Source organism: Bombilactobacillus apium (assembly GCF_013385145.1).
GTDB classification, from domain to species: domain Bacteria; phylum Bacillota; class Bacilli; order Lactobacillales; family Lactobacillaceae; genus Bombilactobacillus; species Bombilactobacillus apium.
In genome coordinates, this window is the sequence record NZ_JABZEC010000001.1 from 136,271 (window position 1) to 161,001 (window position 24,731).

General features: G+C 41.5%; 19 protein-coding genes and 1 pseudogene. 13 read left to right on the plus strand and 7 right to left on the minus strand.

What is annotated here, in order from left to right:
• Entirely contained in the window at window positions 1–153 is a 153-nt protein-coding gene (locus tag HU830_RS00685) for an SPJ_0845 family protein (protein WP_176941897.1), read from the minus strand.
• Window positions 154–273: 120 nt separating this feature from the next.
• Between HU830_RS00685 and uvrC the strand changes: the two genes are divergently transcribed.
• The 6 genes from uvrC to HU830_RS00715 all read left to right on the plus strand — a co-directional run bounded on the left by uvrC (window position 274) and on the right by HU830_RS00715 (window position 9,706).
• Window positions 274–2,079: an excinuclease ABC subunit UvrC gene (gene uvrC / locus HU830_RS00690; protein ID WP_176941898.1), complete on the plus strand. Its 1,806-nt coding sequence runs from the start codon at window positions 274–276 to the stop codon at window positions 2,077–2,079.
• A gap of 208 nt (window positions 2,080–2,287) precedes the next feature.
• Window positions 2,288–3,223, plus strand: coding sequence for an aspartate carbamoyltransferase catalytic subunit (locus HU830_RS00695; protein WP_176941899.1), 936 nt, complete (start codon window positions 2,288–2,290; stop codon window positions 3,221–3,223).
• The gene (locus HU830_RS00700) at window positions 3,223–4,500 is read left to right on the plus strand and encodes a dihydroorotase (protein WP_176941900.1); all 1,278 of its coding nucleotides are present in this window, start codon (window positions 3,223–3,225) and stop codon (window positions 4,498–4,500) included. The genes HU830_RS00695 and HU830_RS00700 overlap by 1 nt, the downstream gene beginning before the upstream one ends.
• A 3-nt stretch (window positions 4,501–4,503) precedes the next feature.
• Window positions 4,504–5,580 (plus strand): carbamoyl phosphate synthase small subunit, encoded by a 1,077-nt coding sequence (locus HU830_RS00705; RefSeq protein ID WP_176941901.1) that lies wholly within the window; start codon window positions 4,504–4,506, stop codon window positions 5,578–5,580.
• Between the two features lie 2 nt (window positions 5,581–5,582).
• Window positions 5,583–8,756 (plus strand): carbamoyl-phosphate synthase large subunit, encoded by a 3,174-nt coding sequence (gene carB / locus HU830_RS00710; protein WP_176941902.1) that lies wholly within the window; start codon window positions 5,583–5,585, stop codon window positions 8,754–8,756.
• A gap of 14 nt (window positions 8,757–8,770) precedes the next feature.
• A complete protein-coding gene (locus HU830_RS00715) occupies window positions 8,771–9,706 on the plus strand; it encodes a dihydroorotate dehydrogenase (protein WP_176941903.1) in 936 nt (311 codons plus the stop codon).
• A gap of 80 nt (window positions 9,707–9,786) precedes the next feature.
• On the opposite strand, the gene HU830_RS00720 is transcribed toward HU830_RS00715, so the two are convergent.
• Window positions 9,787–10,848: a lipoate--protein ligase gene (locus HU830_RS00720; protein ID WP_176941904.1), complete on the minus strand. Its 1,062-nt coding sequence runs from the start codon at window positions 10,846–10,848 to the stop codon at window positions 9,787–9,789.
• Between the two features lie 85 nt (window positions 10,849–10,933).
• Here HU830_RS00720 and HU830_RS00725 point away from each other — a divergent pair, with 85 nt between their 5' ends.
• Window positions 10,934–11,236, plus strand: coding sequence for a CHY zinc finger protein (locus tag HU830_RS00725; RefSeq protein WP_176941905.1), 303 nt, complete (start codon window positions 10,934–10,936; stop codon window positions 11,234–11,236).
• 459 nt (window positions 11,237–11,695) lie between these two features.
• Here HU830_RS00725 and HU830_RS00730 read toward each other — a convergent pair.
• Window positions 11,696–13,242, minus strand: a pseudogene (locus tag HU830_RS00730) (chloride channel protein).
• Window positions 13,243–13,734: 492 nt separating this feature from the next.
• Between HU830_RS00730 and HU830_RS00735 the strand changes: the two are divergent.
• Complete coding sequence (locus HU830_RS00735) at window positions 13,735–15,147, plus strand: NAD-dependent succinate-semialdehyde dehydrogenase (RefSeq protein WP_176941906.1); 1,413 nt, start codon at window positions 13,735–13,737, stop codon at window positions 15,145–15,147.
• Window positions 15,148–15,297: 150 nt separating this feature from the next.
• Here HU830_RS00735 and HU830_RS00740 read toward each other — a convergent pair whose 3' ends face one another.
• The 3 genes from HU830_RS00740 to HU830_RS00750 are packed head-to-tail and all read right to left on the minus strand — an operon-like array spanning window position 15,298 to window position 18,942.
• Window positions 15,298–17,235: a PTS fructose transporter subunit IIABC gene (locus HU830_RS00740; RefSeq protein ID WP_176941907.1), complete on the minus strand. Its 1,938-nt coding sequence runs from the start codon at window positions 17,233–17,235 to the stop codon at window positions 15,298–15,300.
• 32 nt (window positions 17,236–17,267) lie between these two features.
• Window positions 17,268–18,188, minus strand: coding sequence for a 1-phosphofructokinase (gene pfkB / locus HU830_RS00745; protein WP_176941908.1), 921 nt, complete (start codon window positions 18,186–18,188; stop codon window positions 17,268–17,270).
• 1 nt (window position 18,189) lies between these two features.
• On the minus strand, window positions 18,190–18,942 hold the full coding sequence (locus tag HU830_RS00750) for a DeoR/GlpR family DNA-binding transcription regulator (RefSeq protein WP_176941909.1): 753 nt from the start codon (window positions 18,940–18,942) through the stop codon (window positions 18,190–18,192).
• 175 nt (window positions 18,943–19,117) lie between these two features.
• On the opposite strand from HU830_RS00750, the gene obgE reads away from it, so the two are divergent.
• The 5 genes from obgE to rpmF all read left to right on the plus strand — a co-directional run bounded on the left by obgE (window position 19,118) and on the right by rpmF (window position 24,393).
• A complete protein-coding gene (gene obgE / locus HU830_RS00755) occupies window positions 19,118–20,407 on the plus strand; it encodes a GTPase ObgE (protein ID WP_176941910.1) in 1,290 nt (429 codons plus the stop codon).
• A 17-nt stretch (window positions 20,408–20,424) separates the two neighbouring features.
• Window positions 20,425–22,335 carry an acyltransferase family protein gene (locus HU830_RS00760; RefSeq protein ID WP_176941911.1) on the plus strand — a complete coding sequence of 637 codons (1,911 nt, stop codon included), beginning with the start codon at window positions 20,425–20,427 and terminating at the stop codon, window positions 22,333–22,335.
• Window positions 22,336–22,351: 16 nt separating this feature from the next.
• Window positions 22,352–23,293, plus strand: coding sequence for a ribonuclease Z (rnz, locus tag HU830_RS00765; RefSeq protein WP_176941912.1), 942 nt, complete (start codon window positions 22,352–22,354; stop codon window positions 23,291–23,293).
• A 3-nt stretch (window positions 23,294–23,296) separates the two neighbouring features.
• Complete coding sequence (locus tag HU830_RS00770; RefSeq protein WP_176941913.1) at window positions 23,297–24,103, plus strand: SDR family NAD(P)-dependent oxidoreductase; 807 nt, start codon at window positions 23,297–23,299, stop codon at window positions 24,101–24,103.
• Window positions 24,104–24,207: 104 nt separating this feature from the next.
• Window positions 24,208–24,393: a 50S ribosomal protein L32 gene (gene rpmF, locus HU830_RS00775; protein WP_176941914.1), complete on the plus strand. Its 186-nt coding sequence runs from the start codon at window positions 24,208–24,210 to the stop codon at window positions 24,391–24,393.
• Between the two features lie 99 nt (window positions 24,394–24,492).
• Here the strand turns inward: rpmF and HU830_RS00780 are convergent, their stop codons facing one another.
• Window positions 24,493–24,675, minus strand: a complete 183-nt coding sequence (locus tag HU830_RS00780; protein ID WP_176941915.1) for a YjzD family protein — start codon at window positions 24,673–24,675, stop codon at window positions 24,493–24,495.
• Window positions 24,676–24,731 lie beyond the last annotated feature (56 nt).

Consider the following 24,731-nt stretch of genomic DNA (forward strand, 5'->3'; position numbering starts at 1 on the left):
TTATTTTGTGGGCGATGATTGCTCTTTTTTAGCCGCCTGAGTTTTTTTAGTTTTGTCTACTGCTTCGACAGTTTGCTTCAAATCTTCCGGTAGTGAGGCAAATTTATCGAACAAGCTGCCAAAATCATTTTCGCGTTTTACAGTTAGTCCCATGGGAATCAACTCCTTTAAGCGTTATTATAAAGACTCCGGGAAAGAATTGCAAAGTTTGCCGATCAGCGAAACTTCTTCGGGGTGTAAAATAATTTTCGAAGACTAGAAAGAGGGATTTTGATGGCTACCGAATATTTAGAGCATAAGTTAAAGTTACTCCCGGCCCGTCCGGGATGTTACTTGATGAAAGATCTTAATTCCCGAATTATTTATGTTGGTAAAGCCAAGAACCTAAAAAATCGGGTTCGGTCTTATTTTAAAAGCGAGCATGAAGGTAAGACCGCCAAGTTAGTTAGTCAAATTCGCGACTTTGAAACGATTGTCACGACGACTGATAAGGAAGCTTTTTTATTAGAAATCACCTTGATTCAAAAGCATCAGCCCTACTTCAATATTAAGTTGAAGCAAGGAACGGGGTATCCTTATATTAAGATTACCGCTGATCGTGATCCGCAACTTCTAATTACGAGTCAAATTAAAAAAGATGGTGGTTTTTATTTTGGCCCCTATCCCAATATTTATGCGGCTCAAGAAACGCTGCATTTCTTACAAAAGGTTTATCCCTTACGTCGTTGTAATGGTTATGCAGGACGACCGTGCTTGTATTATCATATGGGTCAATGTTTAGGAGCCTGTTTTCAGACTGTTCCCGTCGAAAAGTATCAAGCTCAAATCGCGAAGATTAAAAGCTTTTTAAACGGACAAGTGGGACCAGTTAAACAGAGTCTAACGAAGAAGATGGCCACGGCAGCTAAAGAATTGAAATTTGAACGCGCGGCTGAATTGCGGGATCAAATTAAATATATTGAACAAACGGTTGAGAAACAAAAAATTATTTCACATGATCATACACCACGCGATCTTTTTAATTATTATATAGATAAAGGTTGGATCTCTATTCAGGTCTTCTTTATTCGTCAAGCCCGTTTGATGAAGCGAGAACAGCGGATTTTTCCCTGTATCAATACTCCAGAAGAAGAGCTAGCAACCTTCATTCTCCAATTCTATAATCGTAAGAACCGGGTTTTCCCGAGAGAAGTTCTGGTTCCGAGAGGGATGGCGGCAACAACTTTAGCTGAGATTTTACAAATTCCCGTTCGAACACCCCAACGAGGTCAAAAAAGAGATCTTCTAAAGATGGCAGGGGATAATGCCCAGTTAGCCTTGGAAGAAAAATTCCGTCTACTGGAACTAGATAATCGGCAGACAGTTGGTGCTCAAAAGCAGATTTTTGAAGCTCTTGGGGTGCCTTATGGATCGACCATTGAGGCTTTTGACCATTCCCACTTACAGGGAAGTGATGCAGTTTCGGCCATGGTTTGCTTTGTCGATGGGAAGCCGCAAAAATCTAATTACCGAAAGTATAAAATTAAGAACTTACTGGAAGAACATAACGGGGCGGATGAAGCTGCCAATACACGTGAAGTTATTTACCGACGCTATTCGCGACTATTAAAAGAAAAAAAGCCTTTACCGGATTTGATTTTGATGGATGGGGGCTTGATTGAGGTCCGTGTTGCCGAAGATGTTTTGAAAAATGAACTGGGTCTAAATTTGCCCGTCGCCGGAATGGTTAAAGATAATCATCACAATACTTCACACCTCATCTTTGGCCCAGAAGAACAGGTAATGTCTTTGGAGCGTCGTAGTCAAGGTTTTTACCTCTTACAAAGAATCCAAGATGAGGTTCACCGTTTTGTTATTAGCTACCATCGCCAGACTCATAGTAAGAACGCTCTTTCTTCCCAGCTAGAGAGTATTAAGGGGGTCGGCCCTAAAACTCGGATTAAGTTGCTAAAAAAATATAGCTCTGTGAAAAAGATTAAAGAGGCTCCTGTGGCAGATTTAATGGAGTTGGGTTTATCTCAGATGTTGGCGCAGACGATTAAATTAAGTCTTTCGGCGACAGCTTCTCGGGAGCACTAAATTAAATTGACAGCTACAAATAAATCAAGTAGAATGAAACCAATTTAAAACATTTGAATAGTTGAAACCAATTAATTGTTTCCCGTGAGGAACAGATGGTTTTGAAGCCCTAGTCGGAAAACACCGCAGGTCTTTGCAAACAATAATTGGCGAAGACTTGGGGTGTTTTTTATTGAATTTAACTTTGGGAAGAGGAGTGTTATCTCTGATGGAACATGATTTAGTTAGTGTTCAACAATTAACCGCTCAAGATATTACCGCATATTTACGTTTAGCCCAGGCCTTTAAACGAGGTGCGCAAATTCAACTGCTGCAGCCAGCCTTTGCTATGAATTTATTTTTTGAAAATAGTACCCGGACCCATACCAGTTTTGAAATGGCTGAACGCCGCTTAGGAATGCAAGTTTTAAATTTTGATCCCCAAGCTAGTTCCTTGAGTAAGGGTGAAAGCTTATTGGATACTCTGAAGACAATCCAAGCAATTGGCGTGAATATTGCCATTATTCGTCACCCCCAAACTAATTATTATCAACCACTCCTAGAGGCAAATTTAAAGCTCAGTCTGGCCAATGCTGGTGATGGTCAAGGACAACACCCTTCCCAATCTCTCTTAGATATGTTAACTATTTACGAAGAGTTTCAACATTTTGCGGGTCTTAAAGTCGGGATCGTAGGTGACCTCGCTCATTCACGAGTCGCCCGTTCAAATGCTCAGCTTCTCCAAACTTTAGGGGCTGAAGTTTACTTCGGTGGACCAAAGACTTGGTTCCCAGAAGACCTCCAAGCTTTGGGAAGTTATTGTGAGTTAGAACAGCTTATTCCGCAAGTTGACATTTTAATGTTACTTCGGGTCCAACACGAACGATTGAAAGCTCAAAGTGAAGAAGAATTTTCTTCAAAACAATATTACCAACATTTAGGATTAACCCCTGAGCGTTATCAACTTTTACAATCTCAGGCAATAATTATGCATCCAGCTCCGGTTAACCGGGACGTTGAGATTGCCTCAGAATTAGTTGAAGCTCCCAAGTCGCGAATTTTCACCCAAATGGAAAACGGTGTTTATGCGCGGATGGCAATTTTAACCCACCTGTTAGTTAGCCAAGGACTAGTCACACCCCAACAATTGGAGGAATTAAGTTAATGGCAATGATAATTAAGGCTCCCCAAGTTTTAATCAAAGGGCAATTTCAGCCAGCTGAAATTTTAATTAAGGCTGGAAAAATTGCACAAATTGCTCCCCAAATTGCCGGTGGTTCCAAGCCGGTTGTGGAGTTTTCTGATAAGGTAATTGTTCCCGGATTGGTTGATGTTCATGTTCACTTGCGAGAACCCGGACTGACTGATAAGGAGACCATTCACACCGGAAGTTTAGCGGCTGCTCATGGAGGCTATACCACAATTGCCGCCATGCCGAATGTTGATCCGGTTCCGGATACGCCAGAGCGAATTGCCCAGATGCAAGAGTTGAATCAACGAACTGGGGTCGTGCATATTTTACAATATGCTAGTATCACCAAGCGGCGGCAAGGTCATGAACTGGGAGATTATCCCCAATTAAAAGCTGCGGGAGCTTTTGGGTTAAGTGATGATGGCTCGGGAATTCAATCTGCTCAAGTTATGTATCAAGCAATGCAGGCAGCTGCTCAAGCTGGGTTGCCTTTAATGGCGCATGTGGAAGATCATAGTTTACTCAATCAAGGAGTAATGAATGCTGGTCCAATGGCCCAACGCTTGCATCTACCAGGAATTCCAGAAGTCAGTGAAACGGCTCAGTTAGCTCGAGACTTAGAGTTGGCAGCAGCTACCGGAGTTCACTACCATGCTTGCCATCTGTCAACCGCTCGGAGCGTTGAACTGGTTCGCGAGGCCAAGCGGCGTGGAGTGGCAGTCAGTGCGGAAGTTACTCCCCACCATTTATTGTTAGATGACAGCATGATTACTGACGATAACCCGCTTTGGAAAATGAATCCACCCTTGCGAACATTAGCCGATCGTCAGTCCCTTTTAGGGGGATTATTCGACGGAACCATTGATATGATCGCTACCGACCATGCGCCACACACCGCAAGGGATAAGGGTGATTCAATGATCAATTCAGCCTTTGGAATTACCGGTTTAGAAACTAGTTTTGCCTTGTTGTACACTCATTTAGTTCAACCAGGAATCTGTAGTTTAGAGCAACTAATTCAATGGATGAGTACCAATCCCGCTCAAGTATTTAATTTAACTGATGCAGGTCAAATTGCGGTTGGTCAGCCAGCCGATTTAACGGTTTTAGATCTGCAAAAAACCACAACCATTAAAGTATCCGAAATGAAATCCAAAGGAAAGAATACACCCTTTGCTAATGTGCCAGTGCATGGTCAAGTGGTTCGCACCATGGTTGCTGGACGTTGGGTTGATTTGGAGGAGGAATAAAAGATGAAGCGCTATTTAGTTTTGGAAGATGGCACTATTTATCCAGGAACGGCTTTTGGAGCTGATTGTTCAGCAGTTGGCGAACTAGTTTTCAATACGGGGATGTCCGGTTATCAAGAATCAATCACCGATCAGTCTTACAACGGAGAAATTCTGATGTTCACTTACCCCTTAATTGGAAATTATGGGATTAATTGTGATGATGATGAATCGTTAATTCCGACTTGTCAGGGAGTTGTCGTTCATGAAGTAGCTCGTCTGGCCAGTAACTGGCGGCAAAATCTTAGTTTAGCCGAATTTTTACGGCGACACCAGATTCCTGGAATTACTGACATTGATACGCGGGCAGTAACCCGGCATATTCGACAAAAAGGAGCTTTGAAAGCTACCCTAGTAGATGAAGTAACTCCCCAAACTGTTGCTCAGTTGCAACAAGAAGAGTTGCCCCATGATCAAGTTTTAACCAGTACTACCAAAAGTCCTTATCCCGGTCCTGCCACTGGTTTAAAAGTAGTAGTCATCGATTTCGGTCTTAAATTATCAATTTTACGGGAATTAGCACAACGAAATTGTAATTTTACTGTTTTACCAGCGACAGCAACGGCAGCTGAAATTATGGCTTACGATCCTGATGGGGTTCTTTTGAGTAATGGACCAGGTGATCCGCAAGATTTAACGGCTTGTTTGCCAGTAATTCGGGAAATTCAAAGCCAATGTCCTTTGATGGGAATCTGTTTAGGTCATCAACTGTTTGCCTTAGCCAATGGGGCTCAAACCTATAAATTAAAATTTGGTCATCGTGGCTTCAATCATCCGGTACGAACTCTAGCAACTGGAAGAATTGATTTTACTTCCCAAAATCATGGTTATGCTGTTGACCGAGCTTCGGTTGCCCAGACCTCTTTAACGATTACGCAAGAAGAAATTAACGATCAAACGGTTGAAGGGTTACAGCATCAAGATTATCCAGCCTTTTCAGTTCAATATCATCCTGATGCTGCTCCTGGTCCGCATGATAGTGCCTATTTATTCGATGATTTCTTAAAGCTAATGACTCAGTATCATGAAAGGAAGGCTTAACAATGCCCCAACGGACAGATATTAAAAAAATTATAGTAATTGGCTCTGGCCCAATTATTATTGGTCAAGCAGCAGAATTTGATTATTCTGGAACCCAAGCTTGTTTAGCCCTCAAAGAATTAGGTTATCAAGTTGTCTTGGTGAATTCTAATCCCGCAACAATTATGACCGATAAAGAAATTGCCGATCGAGTCTATCTAGAACCTTTAACCCGTGAGTTTGTGAGTCAAATTTTACGGCAAGAACGTCCTGATGCCTTGTTACCCACCCTAGGGGGACAACAAGGTTTAAACATGGCAGAAGAACTGGCCCAAAGTGGGATCTTGGATGAATTAAATGTCGAACTATTAGGAACCAAGTTGAGTGCGATCGATCAGGCAGAAGATCGAGAAAAATTCCGTGATTTAATGCAAGAGTTAGGTGAGCCAGTACCTGATTCCGCGATTGCTCATAATTTAGCCCAAGCCCAGGCTTTTGTGGAGCGAGCTGGCTACCCGGTAATCATTCGCCCAGCCTTTACCATGGGGGGAACTGGTGGGGGGATTGCCCACAATGATCAAGAATTTACTGAAATTGTTGAAAATGGGCTTAGTTTATCGCCCGTGACCCAGATTTTAGTTGAACAAAGCATTGCTGGTTTCAAAGAAATTGAATTTGAAGTGATGCGGGATCATGCTAATCATGCTTTAGTGGTCTGCAATATGGAAAATTTTGACCCCGTAGGAATTCATACGGGAGATTCAATTGTCTATGCTCCTGTCCAAACTCTTTCAGATCGAGAAGTTCAGATGTTACGTGATGCATCTCTTAAAATTATCCGGGCGCTCAAGATTGAAGGGGGCTGTAACGTTCAACTAGCTTTAGATCCGCATAGCTATCAATATTATGTGATTGAAGTTAATCCACGGGTTAGCCGTTCTAGTGCCTTGGCTTCCAAAGCCACGGGTTATCCAATCGCTAAAGTGGCTGCGAAAATTGCTGTTGGCCTTACTTTGGATGAAATTGAAAATCCAGTAACCCAAACAACTTATGCTCAATTTGAACCAGCTTTAGACTACGTGGTCTGCAAGATCCCCCGCTGGCCTTTTGACAAATTCACCAAGGCTGATCGCCGTTTAGGTACGCAAATGAAAGCCACTGGCGAGGTGATGGCTATCGGTCGCAATATCGAAGAAGCGACGATGAAAGCAGTACGTTCTTTAGAGATTGGAACTTTAGATTTGGACTTGCCAAGTTTGCATGACTTGGGGAAAGAACATTTGGAAAAGGGACTAGTTCAGGCGCAAGATGATCGGCTCTTTTATTTAGCCGAAGCTTTACGGCGAGGTTATTCACTGGCAAGATTACAGGAACTAACCCAGATTAATTTGTTCTTCTTAGATAAATTACAACATTTACAAGAAATTAGCCAAGCTTTAGTAGAAAATCCGCAAGATTTAACGATTTTAAAGCTTGCTCGAAAGAATGGTTTTCCTGAAGCAACTATCGCTCGTTTATGGCAGACAAGCTCCGAAAAAGTGCATGAGTTAATTGAGCAAGCACATTGCCAGCCGGTTTATAAAATGGTTGATACTTGTGCCGGAGAATTTGCGGCCCAAACGCCTTATTTCTATAGTACTTCTGGTCAAGAAAATGAAAGTCAGCCGACTGAACGTCCTAGTATTTTGGTTTTAGGTTCTGGTCCGATTCGCATTGGTCAAGGGGTAGAATTTGACTACGCAACTGTGCACTGTGTTCAAGCTATTCAAGCTGCTGGTTATGAAGCGATTATTATTAACAATAATCCTGAAACTGTTTCAACCGATTTTTCAATTTCGGATAAATTATACTTTGAACCTTTGACTTTAGAGGACGTTTTGAATGTTGTTCATTTAGAAAAACCTCTGGGAGTAATTGTTCAATTTGGGGGACAGACGGCGATTAATTTAGCGGCTGGCTTAGCTAGTCAGGGCGTAAAGATTTTAGGAACCAGTGTTGAAGATGTCAACCGAGCAGAAGATCGCGATGAATTTAACCAAGTAATTCAAGCCGCAAAAATTCCTCAGCCAGCTGGGGGAACCGCTAATGATGCCGCAACGGCTTTAAAGATTGCGGCCAAAGTAGGCTATCCAGTCTTAGTTCGACCCAGTTATGTTCTAGGCGGTCGGGCGATGGAAATAGTCCAACGTCCCGAAGACTTGGATTATTACATGCATAATGCTGTGCAAGTTTCCCATCAACATCCCGTTTTAATTGATCATTATTTAGTTGGTCGAGAATGTGAAGTTGACGCCATTAGTGATGGTCAAGATGTTTTGATTCCCGGAATTATTGAACATATTGAACGTTCTGGAGTTCATTCCGGAGACTCAATGGCCGTTTACCCTTGTCAAAATCTTTCAGCCTCGGTTCAGCAACAAATTGTTCAATATACCCAACAACTAGCACACGACTTAAATTGCCGGGGAATGATGAACATCCAATTTGTCATTCAAAATGAGCAAGCCTACGTGATTGAAGTTAATCCCCGGGCCAGCCGGACGGTTCCTTTTTTAAGTAAAGTTACCGATATTTCGATGGCCCAAGTGGCAACTAGAGCTATTCTTGGCGAAAGTTTACATGATCAAGGATATGAGAACGGCTTAGTGACACCTGGAAACTTAATCCATGTTAAGGCGCCAGTCTTTTCCTTCTCCAAACTTAACCATGTTGACAGCTTGTTAGGACCTGAAATGAAGTCAACTGGGGAAGTTATGGGTAGTGATAATAACTTGGCCAAGGCTTTGTATAAAGCTTTTGAAGCAACTAAAACTCATGTTCCTCAACATGGGACAGTTCTTTTCACGGTGCGTGATAGTGATAAAGAAGAAGCCGTGGCCTTAGCGCGCCGCTTCTATCATTTAGGCTATCAATTGGAAGCCACCGCAGGAACGGCTAAAGCTTTCCAAGATGTCCAGTTGCCTGTACAGGTCGTGGCCAAAGTGGCGGAAGGCGAAGGACTCCTCGAAGAATTAAGTCAACAAAAAATTCAAGTTGTTGTGAATACTTTGTCGGCTGATCGAACCAGTGCTCAAGATGGGGCTCTGATTAGAAGCCATGCGATTGCCCATGCAGTTCCTTTATTTACCGCTTTAGATACTGTTGCCGCAATTCTCCAAGTCTTAGAATCGCGATCCTTTTACACGCGTCCATTATAGAAAGGAGCCAGTCAATGGCTGATTTGAGTGTTCATTTACCAGAAGTTACCTTACAAAATCCGGTGATGCCGGCCAGTGGAACCGCCGCTTATGGGCAAGAGATGGCGCAAAGTTTTGATTTACAGCAATTAGGAGCTTTCGTAATTAAATCGACCACCTTGGAGACGCGTGCCGGAAACCCACGGCCAACCACGGCAGAAACTACGGGTGGTTGGTTAAATGCGATTGGTTTAAAAAATCCCGGATTAAAGGCAGTTTTATCCGAAAAATTACCTTGGTTAGCGCAGACCGTCCCGCATTTGCCGATTGTGGCCAGTGTTGCGGGAGCAACCGAAGCTGAATATTTAACCGTTGCTGAAAAATTAGCAGCGGCCCCGCAAGTGTCTTGGCTAGAAATTAATATTTCTTGTCCAAATGTCGATCAAGGAGGGTTGGCTTTTGGGACTAATCCGCAATTAGTCGAAGATTTAACACGGCAGATTGTTCAAAGAGTTCAAAAACCGGTCTTTATGAAATTAACTCCTAATGTGACAGATATTGTTCCTATCGCCCAAGCAGCTGAACGTGGGGGAGCTGCGGGCTTAACGATGATTAATACTCTGACTGGTTTAGGTTTTGATTTAAGTACCCGCCAGCCCGTTTTGGCTCACGGAACTGGCGGCTTATCTGGTCGGGCGATTCATCCTTTGGCGATTCGAATGATCCGTCAGGTTCGAACAGTCTCTCGTTTACCTATTATTGGGGTCGGAGGAGTCTTCACAGCCGAAGATGTTTTAGAAATGTTTATCGCTGGGGCTAATGCCGTTCAAGTCGGGGCCGCATCTTATGGTCAAGGAGATGCTTGTTTACGAATTATTCAAGATTTACCGCCAGCGATGGCGCGCTACAATATTACTAGCTTACAAGGATTAGCTGATCAGATTTTAGATCAGGTTGGACCAAAGGCTTAATCTGGAAGAAAATAAAGGGCAGTTAGGTTAATATTAACCTAACTGCCCTTTTGATTGAATTCTCCAAAAAATACGGCTTCTTAATCTTTAAAATTGGAAGTGTTCAAAATGGTTGGCGTTTTTTGTAGTAAAAGTTGCGCTAAATCAATAGCGGAAACAGCTCCCAGATTAGCGGTCAGATCAACTCGTTGGAGCGCTTGAATAAGTTCGGGTAACTGTAAGGGAACCCCCAGTAAAGCTTGTTCAACTTGATGAAGGTTACCTTTGCTAATAAAGTCACCAAAGATTTTAAGAGCCGTAATCCGCTGATCAGTAAGTGAGTAATTGAAGCTAACAGTGCCAATTGGAAAGTGTTGGCTGACGTAGTATTTAAAACCCGGGTTAGTACCATAATTCCAGGCCTCAGTTCGATATTTCCCGGCTAGACGCTGGTCGATAATTTTCCAATCTTTAGCACTTAGATGATAAGTTTCAATTTCATCGAGGCGAGAAACACGGAAGATCTTTTGCAAAAGGGCGGTTCGAAATTGTTCTGGTGTATAACTGGCATAAGGTTCATCTAAAAAAGGTTTCAAATTAGTAACCCGAGCTTGGACGGAGGCGATGCCTTTGGAAGCCAGTTTGGACTGATCAGGAGTTAAAACACGAGTTGCAACGCTTTGATTTAAGTCAAACAACAAGGTTCCACCAGCAGCCGCGGAATTACCCACTTGAAACATAGTCATTCCTGAAAATTTTTGTTGATTAATAACCAAATCGTTGCGTCCGTGGAGTTGAGCACCTTTGACCCCCATCTCATGAAGTGCTCGCAAAATTGGTTCCGCAAAATAATTATAGTCACCAAAATGGGTCTCCGTATCAATCATGATATTTTCAAAAACTAAATTGCCGTAATCGTGATAAACAGCTCCGCCACCAGACGACCGCCGAACTAATTTGATATGATGATCATGTAAGTAGGGTAAATCGACTTCCTGGTAGGCATTTTGATGAACACCAATAATTACTGCCGGCTGATTAATGTAAACCATCAGTCCATGGCCAGGTAAACGTAAATCATTGACTAAATAGTTATCTAAAGATTGGTTGACGATTGGATCATAGACAGCTTGGCCCTCCCGGGAAGTATCAATCAGAAACATAGAGATCACTCCTTTACTTTTAGTATACTGCTAGTTAAGAGCTGAAGAGATTAATTATTGTGAAAAAAATTACAGGGAGCTAGAAATGGAATCGATTTTAGGTTTAGAAGTCGACCAAGATGGTCGTTGTCTTCACTATCATCAATCAACAGATATTGTCGGCCTTTACTGTTCACAGTGTCACCGATATTATGCCTGTTACTTATGTCATCAAGCTTTGTGTCAACATCCGTTTTGTCCTAGTTCTAAGACGAGTGGCTGGCCGGTTCTTTGTGGATCTTGCCGCCAGCGCTTAACTTTTGAACAGTATCAAAAGGGGTATTGCCCCTTTTGCCAAAGTCCTTTCAATCCTCGTTGCCAACTGCATGAGGAGATTTATTTCTGTTAAGACAAATTAAAAACCCTAAAACTATCAAGTTTATTACTTATTTGCTGGTGGCGTTTGGCAGGTTATTAATGTTTGGTTAAGTCAAGATAATCCGGAACCACCAGAGGCTATGGGTCAAATCTTAAAGCAATCTTTACAGAATCTAGACTTTACTTGAGTTTCTTATTTTTAGAAGGAGAGAGAAGCTAAAAACTTTGGGAGCTATATTTGTCCAAAATCAAGGCAATTCTGATAAGAAATCACTTATTTTATAAGCTATGAGAACTATTGTGGAACATTTAAAATCCTGATTTTAAGATCAATTAGTTTCATAGGGTTATATTTCAATTACTTAATGGTTAGTGAAAAAAGAAAATAGTCAGATATCTGTTTTTGAGATAAGGAATTTTAAAAATCATTCAGATAAAATAACAGCTTACAATTTCCGTAGAGGACTTAATCGTAAGCCGTTATTTATATTTAGGAATTTAAATTGATAACTCCTTGGGCAGCATGTTTAACCTGTTGTCGAACTAGCGCTCGTTGTTTAGTGTCAGTTAAGAGGACCAGAGTATCACCGGCCAAGATGATGGTGTCTCCGTGGGGCAAGATATTACTTTCTCCGCGGCGAATGATCATCAATAAGGCTTCTGGTGGCCAAGAGAAGTTTCGAACCGGAAGATCCTCTAGTTGACTGCCAGCAAAGACGGGAATTTCTAATTGATCGAGATGTTTGATTGTCTGGATTTTTTGGGAAATTGTCATTCGTTGAAGCAGTGTAGCATAAATTGGAGCACCTCCGCAAAGATCAACGACTACATAAGCTGTTAAGACGAGAACGGCCATCGCCATTAAGTTAGTTAAAGAACCGACCATTTCGGTAATTAACAAGATAGCCGTAAAAGGGGCCTTACCGATTCCCGCAAAATAGCCGGCCATGGCGAAAATAATCAAGTTTTGCGTATAAATTACTGGAAGCCAGCCCACTTTGACCATCAAACTAGCATAAAGAGCACCAATTAGGGCTCCTAAAGTCAAAATCGGTAGAAAAATCCCTCCCGGCAGTCCCGAACCATAAGAAATCATTGAAAATAAAAAACGGACTCCAAATAAAATCAGCAGGGCTAATAAAGCAGGCTTTTGTTGACCTAACTGTAAAATTAATTGATTGCCGCCACCTAAGATATTTGGTTGCCAATGACCAATAGGAATAACGAGTAAAAAGGGAATCAGGCCTTGGAAGGCTCGAGGAAGATGAGTATAAGTATAAATTTGCGGCATTTTTAAAAGGACCTGTTGATACAAGACTCCCAGAAGTCCAAGAACAATTCCTAATAAAATAAGATGCCGATATAGTTCAACTGGTAAAGTGTGGTGATAAACCAGATGGAGAATTGGTGTCGCTCCAAAAACTTTCAAGGAGACGAAATTTGCTCCTAAGGCACTAGTGAGACTCGTTAACCAAACTAACGGACTGAAGTTGTGGTAGATTTCTTCCAGGACAAACATCGTGCCCGCTATTGGGGCGCATTAAAGGCAGCGGCCAGTCCCCCTGCAGCCCCCGCGGCAATCATCACTCGTTGGGAAGATCCCTTTTGTTTCCAGCCAGTAGCTACTCCTTGGCCAACCCCGGCCCCCAGTTGAATTGAAGGTCCTTCACGCCCTAAGAAAAGTCCTGAACCAATGGCTACAATTCCCGTAACGAATTTTTTCCACAAAATTGGCCACCAATTGAAAGCAAAATTACCTTGGAGTTGGCCTTCGACTTCCGGAATTCCGGAGCCAGCAATATGCGGTTCTGTCTTTAAAAAGTATCCCAAGCAGATAGCTAAGATCAAATTAAAGATTCCTAGAACGATTAATTGCGAAAAAGTAGCCTGAGTGTAGATTTTTTGGACTAGCTTTAGAGTCTGACCAATGATCAAGCGAAAGCTGGAAATTACAGCACCAGTCAGAAGGCCAATAATTAATCCTTGAAGAACGGCTCTAAATCGAGCTGTTATAAATATTTGTCGAAAAAGTTTCAAAGTGCCACCTCGAAAACTAAGATTATAATTAACTTTATTTTACAACACTTTAGCTGAAACGAAACGATAAAGATGAAAGAAACGGTTCTTAGTTAACAGATGTTAACTTGAAAAATTAAATCATCTTTGAATAGTAGTTAAATTGGAAGATGATAACTAAATAACAATTATTTTTAATATTGGTCTAGTATTTAAAAAGAAATAATTTAGAGGAAAATCAAGTCTCTAATCCATTTAGATATAGATGATCAAGAGACTGATTAGATAATTTTAATATCTTTTAAATGACTGATATTACTAGAATATTAGACTGGTTATTCTGAATAGGAACAGAAAAATAATTCATTTTTCTTTTCGCTAGTCTTTTGGATGAAAAGGGTTTATATTTGATCTATAGCTTCTTTAATTGAAATTGATCTAGGTTATGTTGCAAGCTTTGGCCAAGAAGAAACTGGATTCCAGCTTTTAATCGATCGAGGAGGAATTTTAAGCATGGCCTATCAAACTGTCAATCCGTATACCAATCAAGTGGTTCAGACTTATACCAACGCAACGGCGACTCAAATCGAAGCGACGTTGCAAGTGACGCATGCTTTGTATAAAAAGTGGCGTCAAGAAGAACCAGCAAGTCGAACTGCGGTATTACACCGAATCGCAACCTTGTTGCGCCAAAATAAGATTGAGTTGGCAAAAATTGTAACCATCGATATGGGAAAGTTATTGTCCGAAGCCAAAGGAGAAGTGGAATTATGTGCGATGATTGCCGATTATTTTGCTGATCATGGCCCCCAGTTATTAACGGCTACACCACTGGCAACTCAAGCTACTGGTGCCGCGGAAGTTGAAAAGCAAGCGGTGGGGGTAATTATGGCTGTAGAGCCGTGGAACTTCCCGTACTACCAAATTATGCGAGTTTTTGCGCCTAACTATCTGGTGGGTAATCCGATGATTTTGAAACATGCTTCCAATACTCCGGGTTCAGCTGCCGCTTTTGAAAAGCTTATTTTACAGGCCGGAGCGGCAAAAGGAAGCTTAGTCAATTTATTTCTCAGTTATGATCAGGTGCAAACAATCATCGCTGATCCACGAATTCAAGGAGTTGCTCTAACGGGATCTAAGCGTGGCGGTCAAGCTGTAGCGCGAGCTGCTGGTGAAAATCTTAAAAAAAGTAGCATGGAATTAGGCGGAAGTGATGCCTTTGTTGTCTTGAGCGATGCTGATCTTGATCAAGCAGTTGAGTTAGCTTGGCGAGTTCGTCTTTACAATGCGGGTCAGGTTTGTACTTCTGCGAAGCGTTTTATTGTTGCTGATAATTTATATAATGAGTTTTTGCAACGGCTCCAGCAACAACTGGCCACTTTACATCCAGGCAATCCCTTGGATCCACAAACGACTTTAGCACCTTTAAATTCCCAGCGTGCTAAAGAAAAATTGGAAAAGCAGGTTCAAACTGCCATTACTGGTGGAGCCCAAGTTTATTATCAATTTCCAGAGATCAGTTTACCCGGGCAATTCTTTGCTCCAGTAATTTTGACCGATATTGCGCCAACTAATCCGGTCTTTTATGATGAAATGTTTGGACCGGTGATTCAGGTTTTTGCGGTTCATAGTGATCAAGAAGCAATTGAATTAGCCAACGATTCCCAACTGGGCTTGGGAGGAATCGTCGTATCTAAGGATCCTCAACACGGAAAGACTGTCGCTCAAAAGATCGAAACCGGAATGGTTTTCGTTAATACTTTCTTGAGTTCTTTGCCAGAATTGCCTTTTGGTGGTGTTAAGGGCTCTGGTTACGGTCGGGAACTTAGTGAATTAGGTTTAATGGCCTTTGTGAACGAAAAATTAGTTGTTACTGCTCAAAAACCGGATTATCAAAATCCCGCTGGCGGCTTAATCGTTCTATAAAGTAACTATTTTTAAATGAAACTGTAAAAGATCAACAGATCATCTTTGGGATAGTTTGTTGATTCTACTTAGTGAGAGAATTTAGAATAAATAAAAAGCACTGATGAAGTAATTTTCATCAATGCTCAATAATCATTAGTTGGAGTAAGTTTAAGCAGCAGCTTTTTCCGGAGTTGGTTTCCAAATTCCGTAAATAACTCCGGCAATTACGGCCCCGGTAATTACGGAAAGAAGGAACATGAGGGGATGGTTGGAAAGAGCAGCTACGAAAATTCCTCCGTGAGGTGCCGGAACATTAACATGCCAAAGTTGTGTTAAACCTCCACCGATGGCTGCTCCAATGACACTAGAAATAATGACGTGGAGTGGATCACCAGCGGCAAAAGGAATAGCTCCCTCAGTAATGAAGGCTGCACCTAAAACGTAGTTACTCAAACCAGCTTGGCGCTCATCATTAGTAAACTTATGCTTCCAAATTGTGGTGGCTAAAGCAATTGCTAGAGGAGGAATCATCCCGCCAGCCATAACTGCGGCCATTAGGGAACCATCATGGTTGTTGCTGGTAAAGATCCCGATCGCAAAAGCATACGCAGCTTTGTTGAAAGGACCACCCATATCGATCGCCATCATTCCGGCAAGGACAGCACCAAGTAAAACGGCATTTCCAGTACCCATGGTACTTAAAACGTTGGTGATGAATTTATTAACGACCGCAAAGATTGGGTCGATGGCAAAGAACATGATTGCCCCAACGATTAGTAAGCCAAATACTGGGTAGAGCAGCATTGGTTTCATACCCTCTAAGGACTTTGGCACCTTAACAAAGGCTTTTTTCAGAAGAATCATAACGTAACCGGCAATGAATCCTCCGAAAAGACCACCAATGAAACCAGCTGGACTATCAGAATGAATAAAGCTAGCAGTTGCTTGAGAAGCCATATAACCAGCAACGAAACCAGGCATCAAGGCTGGAAGATCGGCCATTGAAACCGCAATATAAGCCGCTAAAATTGGAATTAAGAAGGTAAAGGCATTATTCCCGATACTGTTAAGGAAGAGGAAGGTTGTCGATTTTGCGCCTACCATATTTTCAAGCAGGAAGGAAATCGCCATTAAAATTCCCCCACCGACAACGAATGGTAACATATGGGAAATCCCGTTCATTAAATCAGCGTAGACCCGATTCCACAAAGATTTTCCTTCGTCAGTATCAACCGCTCCGGCTCCCATTTCACTAGGGTCAGCGTGGTAAATCGGTGCTTCGCCAGCCTCAACCTTTTCGATCAATTCACTGGCTTTATTAATTCCATCGATTACGGGGCGATTAAGCAGGGGTTTGCCGTCAAAGCGGGGCATATCAACCTTTTTATCAGCTGTTAAAATAACTCCGTCAGCACGAGCAATTTCTGCAGCAGTTAATTTATTTTTAACTCCTTCGGAACCGTTAGTTTCGACGCGAATGTCAACGCCTAGACGTTCAGCCTCTTCTTGGAGTTTAGCTTCGGCCATGTAGGTGTGGGCAATTCCATTTGGACAAGCTGAAACTGCGACAATGAAACCTTTTTTGCTTTCTTTTGGTGCCTGAGCTGCAGCGGCTTTCTTTTCTTGGTCAGCTTTTTCCTTGGCTTCCTTTTCAGCTTGGGCTTTAGTAAATAAATCTTGAACTTCGGCTGGAGTCTGAGCTTTTTTAAGAGCCGCGACCAGTTGAGGATTAATTAAAAGTGCGGATAGGGCAGCTAAAGCTTGTAAGTGTAAACTGTCGGCACCGTCTGGAGCAGCAATCATGAAGAAAAGATGAACTGGTTGGTTATCTAAAGCTGCGTATTCAACCCCAGCTTCACTTTTAGCAAAAAGAACCGTTGCGCGTTGGACAGCTTTGTCACGCGCATGAGGCATGGCGATACCATCGCCAATTCCGGTGCTGGTTTCGGCCTCTCTTTTAAGAATATCGGCTTTAAAAATCTTGGTGTCATTGATAACGCCTTGTTCGTAATACTTCGCTACCATTTCATCAATGACAGTTTCTTTAGTAGTTGCTTTTAAGTCCATGATCATGACTTCTGGACGAAGCAATTCTTTTAAATCCACAGTAAAATTCCTCCCTTAATAATGTAGTAATTCTAAGACAATTGGGTGACCATGATTTGTTGATAAACTGTCTTGATTTTGTCTAAAGTGGCTAAATCTTGACTGAAGGCAGTTGCCGAACCACAAGCTGCGCCTTGGTGGAAACTTTCCAAAGCATCCTGAGTCTGCATGTAAGTGCCGACAAAACCAGCGATCATTGAATCTCCCGCGCCGACAGAATTTTGGACAGTGCCTTTAGGTGCATTGCAACTAAAAGCATGTTCTGGCGTGATTAATAAGGCTCCGTCACCGGCCATCGAAACCAAAGCGTGTTTGGCTCCCAAGTCCAAAAGTTTCCGAGCAGCGGTGATAATTTCGGAAACGTCTTGGAAACTAGTATGAAATAGATCGGCTAATTCGTGGTTATTAGGTTTGACAACTAAAGGATGCAAGGGCAGGGTATCCAATAAAGCTTGTCCCGTGGTGTCAATCACAAATTCTGCGCCTTGTTGGGTCACCATCCGGGCAATTTCAAGATAAAAATCATTATCTAATTGACGAGGCAAACTGCCGGCCATTACAATAACATCGCCTTTTTGAATCTTTTTGACTTGGTCAAGAAAAGCCTGCTTCTCAGCGGGGGTAATTGCCGGTCCTTGACCGTTAACTTCGGTTTCTTCATTATCAGCCTTAATTTTGACATTAATTCGCAGATCGTCTTGAACGGGAGTAAATTCAGTGTGCAGCTGGTGTTGTTGCAATAAATTCGCAAACATCTTACCAGTTGCTCCACCTAAAAATCCCCAAACGGTTGAATCAAAACCTAATTCTTGAAGAATTCGTGAGACGTTAACACCTTTACCTCCGGGTAATTTGACGTCATTTTGAGCTCGATTCACGGCCCCTAGATCTAGAGTTTGATCTAATTGTAAAACATAATCAATTGCGGGATTGACCGTAATGGTATAAATCATATTAAACCTCCATTATTTGTGTTAGTTGTGCTAGTTGGTTGCTGACTGAGCGCGGAAGCTGATCGGTAATCAAGGTTGCCGCACTTAAATCAGCGAATTTACTGAAACGAATTTGTTGATATTTAGAGGCATCTGTTAAGACATAAGCCTTCTTTGCTTGACGAATGGCTAAGCGTTTGACAGCTGATTCCTCGGGATCAGGAGTGGTATAACCCGCTTGAAAATCGAAACCGTTAGTTCCCATAAAAGCCCGATCCAGATGACAATTATTGAGATAGTCAGTAATGCTTTGACCGACGACAGCTTTGGTTGAATTACGCAATTGACCGCCTAAAACGATGGTGCGGATTTGCGCTTCTGCCAAGCAAGATGCCGTATCAACACCGTTAGTTAAAACTAATAGTTGATGATAGCGACTTAAATGAGGAATCATCGCTCGGGTTGTCGTGCCAGAATCCAAAAAAATAACATCGTCATCTTGAACTAAATTAGCAGCACACTGAGCAATTGCTTGCTTTTGGAAAATATGCAATTGCTCGCGTTGGGCAACTTTAGGTTCCATTTGTAAAGTTAAGTCCAAAGCCTTTGCTCCTCCATGGACGCGACAAAGAAGGTGTTGTTGCTCTAATTCGTCTAAGTCTCGGCGAATGGTCGAGGCTGAAGTGTTAGTCAGCTGCATTAAGTCGTGAATATTGACGATGGTTTGAATTTGAACTTGGTGTAAAATCAGTTGGCGACGCTTCTCTGTAATCACTTACATCTCACCTCAATAAGTATAATACAGCATTATTATTCAAAAGCAATCTTTTTCAATCAAAAACCTTTAAAAATGAGCAAAAATCATTCAAGTGAGTTTTAGAGATTCAGTCATACTTTCCGGAATAAGTGTGATAAAATAATGTTTTGATGAAAAGCATTGGAGGATCATCATGTTTGTAGATAACGTCAAAATTACAGTAAAAGCTGGGGCTGGCGGCGACGGGGCCGTGGCTTTTCGACATGAAAAATTTGTTCCGAACGGTGGTCCTGCCGGAGGAGATGGCGGCAACGGTGGCAGTATCATTTTGTGCGTTGATCCAGGTTTAAGAACCTTGATGGATTTCCGTTACCAAAGAAATTTTAAAGCACCTGCTGGTGGCAAAGGTATGATTAAAGCCATGCATGGTGCAAATGCGCAAAATGTTTATATTAGCGTACCTCCGGGGACAATTGTTTCAGACTGGGATACCGAGCAAGTTCTAGGTGATTTAACCACTGAGGGCCAGGAATTAGTAGTCGCTCAAGGTGGTCACGGTGGGCGAGGTAATATCCACTTTGCTAATTCCCGGAATACGGCTCCTGAAATTGCTGAAAATGGGACCCCTGGGCAGGAACTAACTTTAAAATTAGAATTAAAATTATTGGCGGATGTTGGGCTGGTTGGCTTTCCGTCTGTAGGAAAATCAACCTTATTATCTGTGGCGACAGCTGCAAAACCCAAAATTGCCGCTTACCAGTTTACGACTTTAAAGCCTAATCTAGGGATGGTTCGTTTAGACGACGGCCAAGATTTTGTCTTAGCTGATTTACCGGGCCTAATTGCTGGAGCTTCTCAGGGAGTTGGTTTAGGATTCCAGTTTCTGCGCCATGTGGCTCGGACGCGAGTTTTATTACACTTGGTGGATATGGATCCTAATAATGGAAGAGATCCAGTAGAGGATTATCAACAAATTCGCCAAGAATTGGCTAACTATGATTCGCAATTGTTGCAACGACCACAAATTGTTGTCGCAACAAAAATGGATCTTCCGGGAACTAAGGAACGGTTGGATAATTTTATCCAAACCCTAACTTTAGATCCCCAAGAAGTTTTCCAAATTTCGGGTATTCAGCATGATGGAGTGACTAACTTATTGCGGAAAACGGCTGCTGTCTTAGCAGATACACCGGTCACTCCAATAGTTGAAACCACAACAGCTAAGAATGATGAAAAAATTTATCAATATCAAGCAGAAAATGACAGTAAAATTGAAATCAAGCGTCTAGATGAGAACGTCTTTGAAATTATTAGTCCAGCGGTGCTGGCTTTATTCCAACGGAGTAACTTAAATTATCAAGATGGAATTATGCGTTTTGCGCGTAAATTAAAAGGCATGGGTGTGGATGAAGCTTTGATTAAGGCCGGTGCAAAAATTGGTGATACTGTTTTGATTGGAGACTTTGAGTTTGAATTTATGTAAGGGTTGGATCTTATTAGATGAAGAAAGCAACTAATTCCAAACGTTATATTACCGGCTTTAACGGGCTGAGAACGCTTGGGGTTGTTGGCGTCATTTTGTATCACATTAATCCCAATTTGTTCGCGGGGGGATATTTAGGGGTTCCGATCTTCTTAGGTTTAACCGGTTATCTAATTAGTAATCAAGTTTTGAGTTCATTAAATAAAACCGGGACTTTCCAATTTAAGGATTACTATATCAAGCGTTTTAAACGTTTGTATCCTAATCTCTTATTGATGTTATTTAGTGCCAGTGCCTATATTGTTTGTTTCCAAAGGAATCTCTTGGGACATTTATGGAGTATCTTTTGGACTAATGTAGCTAACGTCTATAACTTTTGGCAAATTATTCATGGACAATCTTATTTTGAACGTTTTGCTAATAATGAATCTCCTTTTACCCATATGTGGACTTTATCCATTCAGGGCCAGTTTTATTTTTTAGCACCTTTGTGCTTGTGGTTTTTGTTCCGTCGGTTTTCTCGGCAACAATTAGCGGGATTTTTGGCTAGTGTGACGATTTTATCAGCGGTTTTGATGGCTTTTTTGTATCAGCCGCAAGTCGATCCCAGCCGAGTTTACTATGGAACGGATACCCGACTTTTTTCCTTAACATTGGGAAGTTTGTTAGCCGTTATCTGGCCACTGAATAAGCTAAAAACTAAGTTAGAGTGGGGGCAGCGTTGGTGTCTCAATCTGATTGGAGCAGTTTGTTTTGCCAGCATGCTCTATTTAATGTTTAAGCTCAAGGCAACTTCAGGAGGACTCTACTACGGAGGGATGTTTCTTTTCTCCTTAGTAACAATGATCTTGATTGCGATCATTGCTCATCCAGCATCTATCTGGAATCGCTTATTGAGTAATCCTTTTTTTGATGAGATTGGTAAATTGAGTTACGGAATTTATTTATATCAATTCCCAGTTATGATTTTTTTCGAATCTAAAGTCCATAACATTGCGGATCACCCATATTTATATCCGATAATTGAAATTTTATTGATTTTGTTAATCAGTATTTTAGCTTATAATTTAGTTGAAGCTCCTTTGGCTCGGAAAAATTGGCATCTCTGGGGGCAGCAATTATTACACTTTAAATTACCCCGTTGGGAGTCCTATTTAACGGGAGGAGTTTTGGTGATTATGACCTTGGGAACTTGTGGCTTAGTGCAATCCGTGCAAGCTCAAGACCAGCCTGATGCTAATCAAAGTAAATTGGCACAAAATATTAAAAAGAATAAGACAAAGAATGAGAATGAAAATAAAAAAGCTTTAAAAAATCTAAAAAAACACCATTCAACTAAAGAGCAACGGGCGCAAATTGCTCATTGGAAAGAAGAAGCCCGAATTAATCCGGTTAACCAAAAGTATCAAAAATTGGGAATTAGTCAATTTGATTTGCAACGGGCCCAGAGTATCTCCGCTTTGGCAATTGGAGATTCAGTGATGGTTAATGGATCTAGCGGTCTACGGGAAATTTTTCCTAATTTGATTATCAATGCGGCTGTAAGTCGACAAGCAGATGCAGCTTTACCAATTTTACAAAGTTATCAGACCCAGGGTATTTTACCAGCAACGGTGGTTATCGGTTTGGGAACTAATGGTCCGGTTAGTGAAAGCCAGATTAAAGAAATTATGACCACTGTGGGACCTAAGACGACAGTTCTCTGGATCAATGTCCATGTACCAACGCGAACTTGGGAACATAGTGTTAATGCTACTTTGCAGCGGCAAGCGCAACGTTATTCAAATCTCAAGGTCATTGATTGGCAAAATTACAGTGCTAAACATTCTGAGTGGTTTTATACTGATTCGGTGCATACCAATCCTCAAGGAACTCAGTATTATAGTATTCTTGTCGCCCGGGGGATTTTAAAAGCTGTAAAATATTAAATGGAAGCGAGAAGCCATGGAATTAGAATTTCTAGGTACCGGTGCAGGAGTACCTTCAAAAGGCCGCAATTTATCTAGCTTGGCTTTGAAATTACTCAATGAACGAAATGAAATCTGGCTCTTTGATGTTGGCGAAGCGACGCAACAGCAAATTTTAGAAACTACAATTCGGCCACGAAAAATTAATAAAATTTTTATCACCCATTTACATGGCGATCATCTTTTTGGTTTGCCGGGATTATTGTCTTCCCGTTCTTTTCAAGGCGGGCAGACACCTTTAGATTTGTATGGTCCTCGTGGAATTAAGCGTTTTGTTCAGACGACCCTGAAATTATCTGATAGTCACTTAACTTATAAGATTAATTATCATGAATTGCAGGCTGGAGGAGTGATTTTTGAGGATCAAACCTTTCGGGTGATTTGTGGCCAGTTAGAGCATCGAATTCCCTGTTACGGTTATCGAATTGAGGAGAAACCTCATGCCGGGGAGCTTTTAATGGAAAAGCTAGAACGCTTTAATGTCCCCAATGGTCCCTTGCTGGGTCAGTTAAAACGGGGCCAAGAAATTACTTTAGCAGATGGTACCGTGCTTCGAGGAACTGATTTTATTGGTCCAAGCCGTCCGGGGCGAGTTGTTACGATCCTAGGAGATACTCGTTATTGTTCTGAAAGTATTAATTTAGCTCGCCAAGCAGATGTTTTAGTTCACGAAAGTACTTTAGCTCATGCAGAAGAGAAGATGGCTTGGCAACATTATCATTCTACCAGCCGCCAGGCAGCGCAAGTCGCTGTTCAAGCCCAAGTTAAACGGTTATTATTAAATCATATTTCAGCCCGTTATTTTGGAAATAGTTTTTATGAGTTACTTAATGATGCTCGGAAGGTCTTTTCTAATGTTTATGTTGTAAAAGATTTTGATCAGATTGAAGTCAAGTTTGCGCCAGCAGAGGAGGATTAGAAGATGCAGATTGCTGCCTTAAAACATCTACAGGGGCAAAATATTATGATCACGGGAGCTTCGTCTGGGATTGGCCGGCAACTGGCACTACAGTTAGCTTACCATCAAGCTAATTTGATTTTAATTGCGCGCCATGAAGAAGCCCTTAAAAAATTACAAAGACAGTGTCAAGCTCTGACTGCTGGACAAGTGGTAATTTACCCTTTGGATGTGGGGATTGCTAAACATGTCCAAACAACGTGTGCAGCCGTCTTAAAGCAATTTCCCCAAATTGGAATTTTAATCAACGCGGCGGGATTTGGCGATTTTGATAACTTTTTGAAAACGGATTATGCCCTTTGGCATCGAATGTTTAAGGTCAATGTTTTAGGAACTATGTTAATGACGCGCTTGATTGCTTCAACGATGGTCGAACAGGGTCAGGGACATATTATTAATATTGGTTCGATGGGGGGAAAGATTCCCACTCCTAAATCAGCTGTTTATTCTGCAACTAAGGCTGCTGTAATTGCTTTTTCTGATGCTCTGCGTTTAGAGCTGAAGCCGCTCAATGTCCAAGTTACAACTGTTAATCCTGGGCCTGTGGCAACTAATTTCTTTAAGACTGCGGATCATAATGGTCGCTACTTACAATCGGTGGGAGCGATTATTTTACCGGTTGAAGAGGTGGCACAAAAGATTATCGCTAAAATTGGCCTGCCGGTTCGAGAAATTAATTTACCGAAGTTAATGGCTGCTGGTTACGTTTTATATCAACTATGTCCTTATCTGGGTGATTTTGTAACCCAAAGATTGGGCAATAAAAAATAATTAATTAAAAACTCTTGCCCTGTTTCCCGATTGATAGTAACATGTTAGGGGTACTTGTAAAGATAGTATTTATATCAGTTTAATCAGAAAAGGAGAATCATTACATGGCAGTTCCAGCAAGAAAGACTTCAAAACAAAAGAAACGCCAACGTCGTGGCCATATTAAATTAAGTCAACCTAATATTCAATTTGATGCTACTACAGGTGAATACCGAATGAGTCATCATGTTTCAGCTAAAGGCTACTATAAGGGTCAACAAGTTGTTGCTAACCAAACTAATAACGATTAGGCTTAAAACAAAGTGAGGACAGACTAGATTTTATAGTCTGTCCTCAGTTAGTTTTTAAAGAAAATGTGTTGGAATCAAAAAAGGATAACCTCGAAATGGTTATCCTTTTTTACTTGTTTGTGGTTGTAAGAGTTTGGGAAGAATGCAAATAATCAAACCAACAACTACGGAGACACCAAGGGCTAATCCTGGTTGATCTGAGCGTGAGGTTAAGGCGGCTCCAATATAGCCTAAGATTTGACCATAAACAATTGTCCAAAATAAAGTTACGAGATACTTCATGTTCGACCATCTCACTTTCATGGGAAATTCTAACATACAACGAGGATGAAGGCTAT

Bases quoted from the DNA above. Each gene is read 5' to 3' on its own strand.
- HU830_RS00760 (WP_176941911.1), top strand. From the start codon at position 20,425: ATGAAGAAAGCAACTAATTCCAAACGTTATATTACCGGCTTTAACGGG.
- HU830_RS00735 (WP_176941906.1), top strand. From the start codon at position 13,735: ATGGCCTATCAAACTGTCAATCCGTATACCAATCAAGTGGTTCAGACT.
- HU830_RS00770 (WP_176941913.1), top strand. From the start codon at position 23,297: ATGCAGATTGCTGCCTTAAAACATCTACAGGGGCAAAATATTATGATC.
- HU830_RS00705 (WP_176941901.1), top strand. From the start codon at position 4,504: ATGAAGCGCTATTTAGTTTTGGAAGATGGCACTATTTATCCAGGAACG.
- uvrC (WP_176941898.1), top strand. From the start codon at position 274: ATGGCTACCGAATATTTAGAGCATAAGTTAAAGTTACTCCCGGCCCGT.
- HU830_RS00715 (WP_176941903.1), top strand. From the start codon at position 8,771: ATGGCTGATTTGAGTGTTCATTTACCAGAAGTTACCTTACAAAATCCG.
- pfkB (WP_176941908.1), bottom strand. From the start codon at position 18,188: ATGATTTATACCATTACGGTCAATCCCGCAATTGATTATGTTTTACAA.
- HU830_RS00695 (WP_176941899.1), top strand. From the start codon at position 2,288: ATGGAACATGATTTAGTTAGTGTTCAACAATTAACCGCTCAAGATATT.
- HU830_RS00685 (WP_176941897.1), bottom strand. From the start codon at position 153: ATGGGACTAACTGTAAAACGCGAAAATGATTTTGGCAGCTTGTTCGAT.
- HU830_RS00725 (WP_176941905.1), top strand. From the start codon at position 10,934: ATGGAATCGATTTTAGGTTTAGAAGTCGACCAAGATGGTCGTTGTCTT.
- carB (WP_176941902.1), top strand. From the start codon at position 5,583: ATGCCCCAACGGACAGATATTAAAAAAATTATAGTAATTGGCTCTGGC.
- HU830_RS00720 (WP_176941904.1), bottom strand. From the start codon at position 10,848: ATGTTTCTGATTGATACTTCCCGGGAGGGCCAAGCTGTCTATGATCCA.
- rpmF (WP_176941914.1), top strand. From the start codon at position 24,208: ATGGCAGTTCCAGCAAGAAAGACTTCAAAACAAAAGAAACGCCAACGT.
- HU830_RS00780 (WP_176941915.1), bottom strand. From the start codon at position 24,675: ATGAAGTATCTCGTAACTTTATTTTGGACAATTGTTTATGGTCAAATC.
- HU830_RS00700 (WP_176941900.1), top strand. From the start codon at position 3,223: ATGGCAATGATAATTAAGGCTCCCCAAGTTTTAATCAAAGGGCAATTT.
- obgE (WP_176941910.1), top strand. From the start codon at position 19,118: ATGTTTGTAGATAACGTCAAAATTACAGTAAAAGCTGGGGCTGGCGGC.
- rnz (WP_176941912.1), top strand. From the start codon at position 22,352: ATGGAATTAGAATTTCTAGGTACCGGTGCAGGAGTACCTTCAAAAGGC.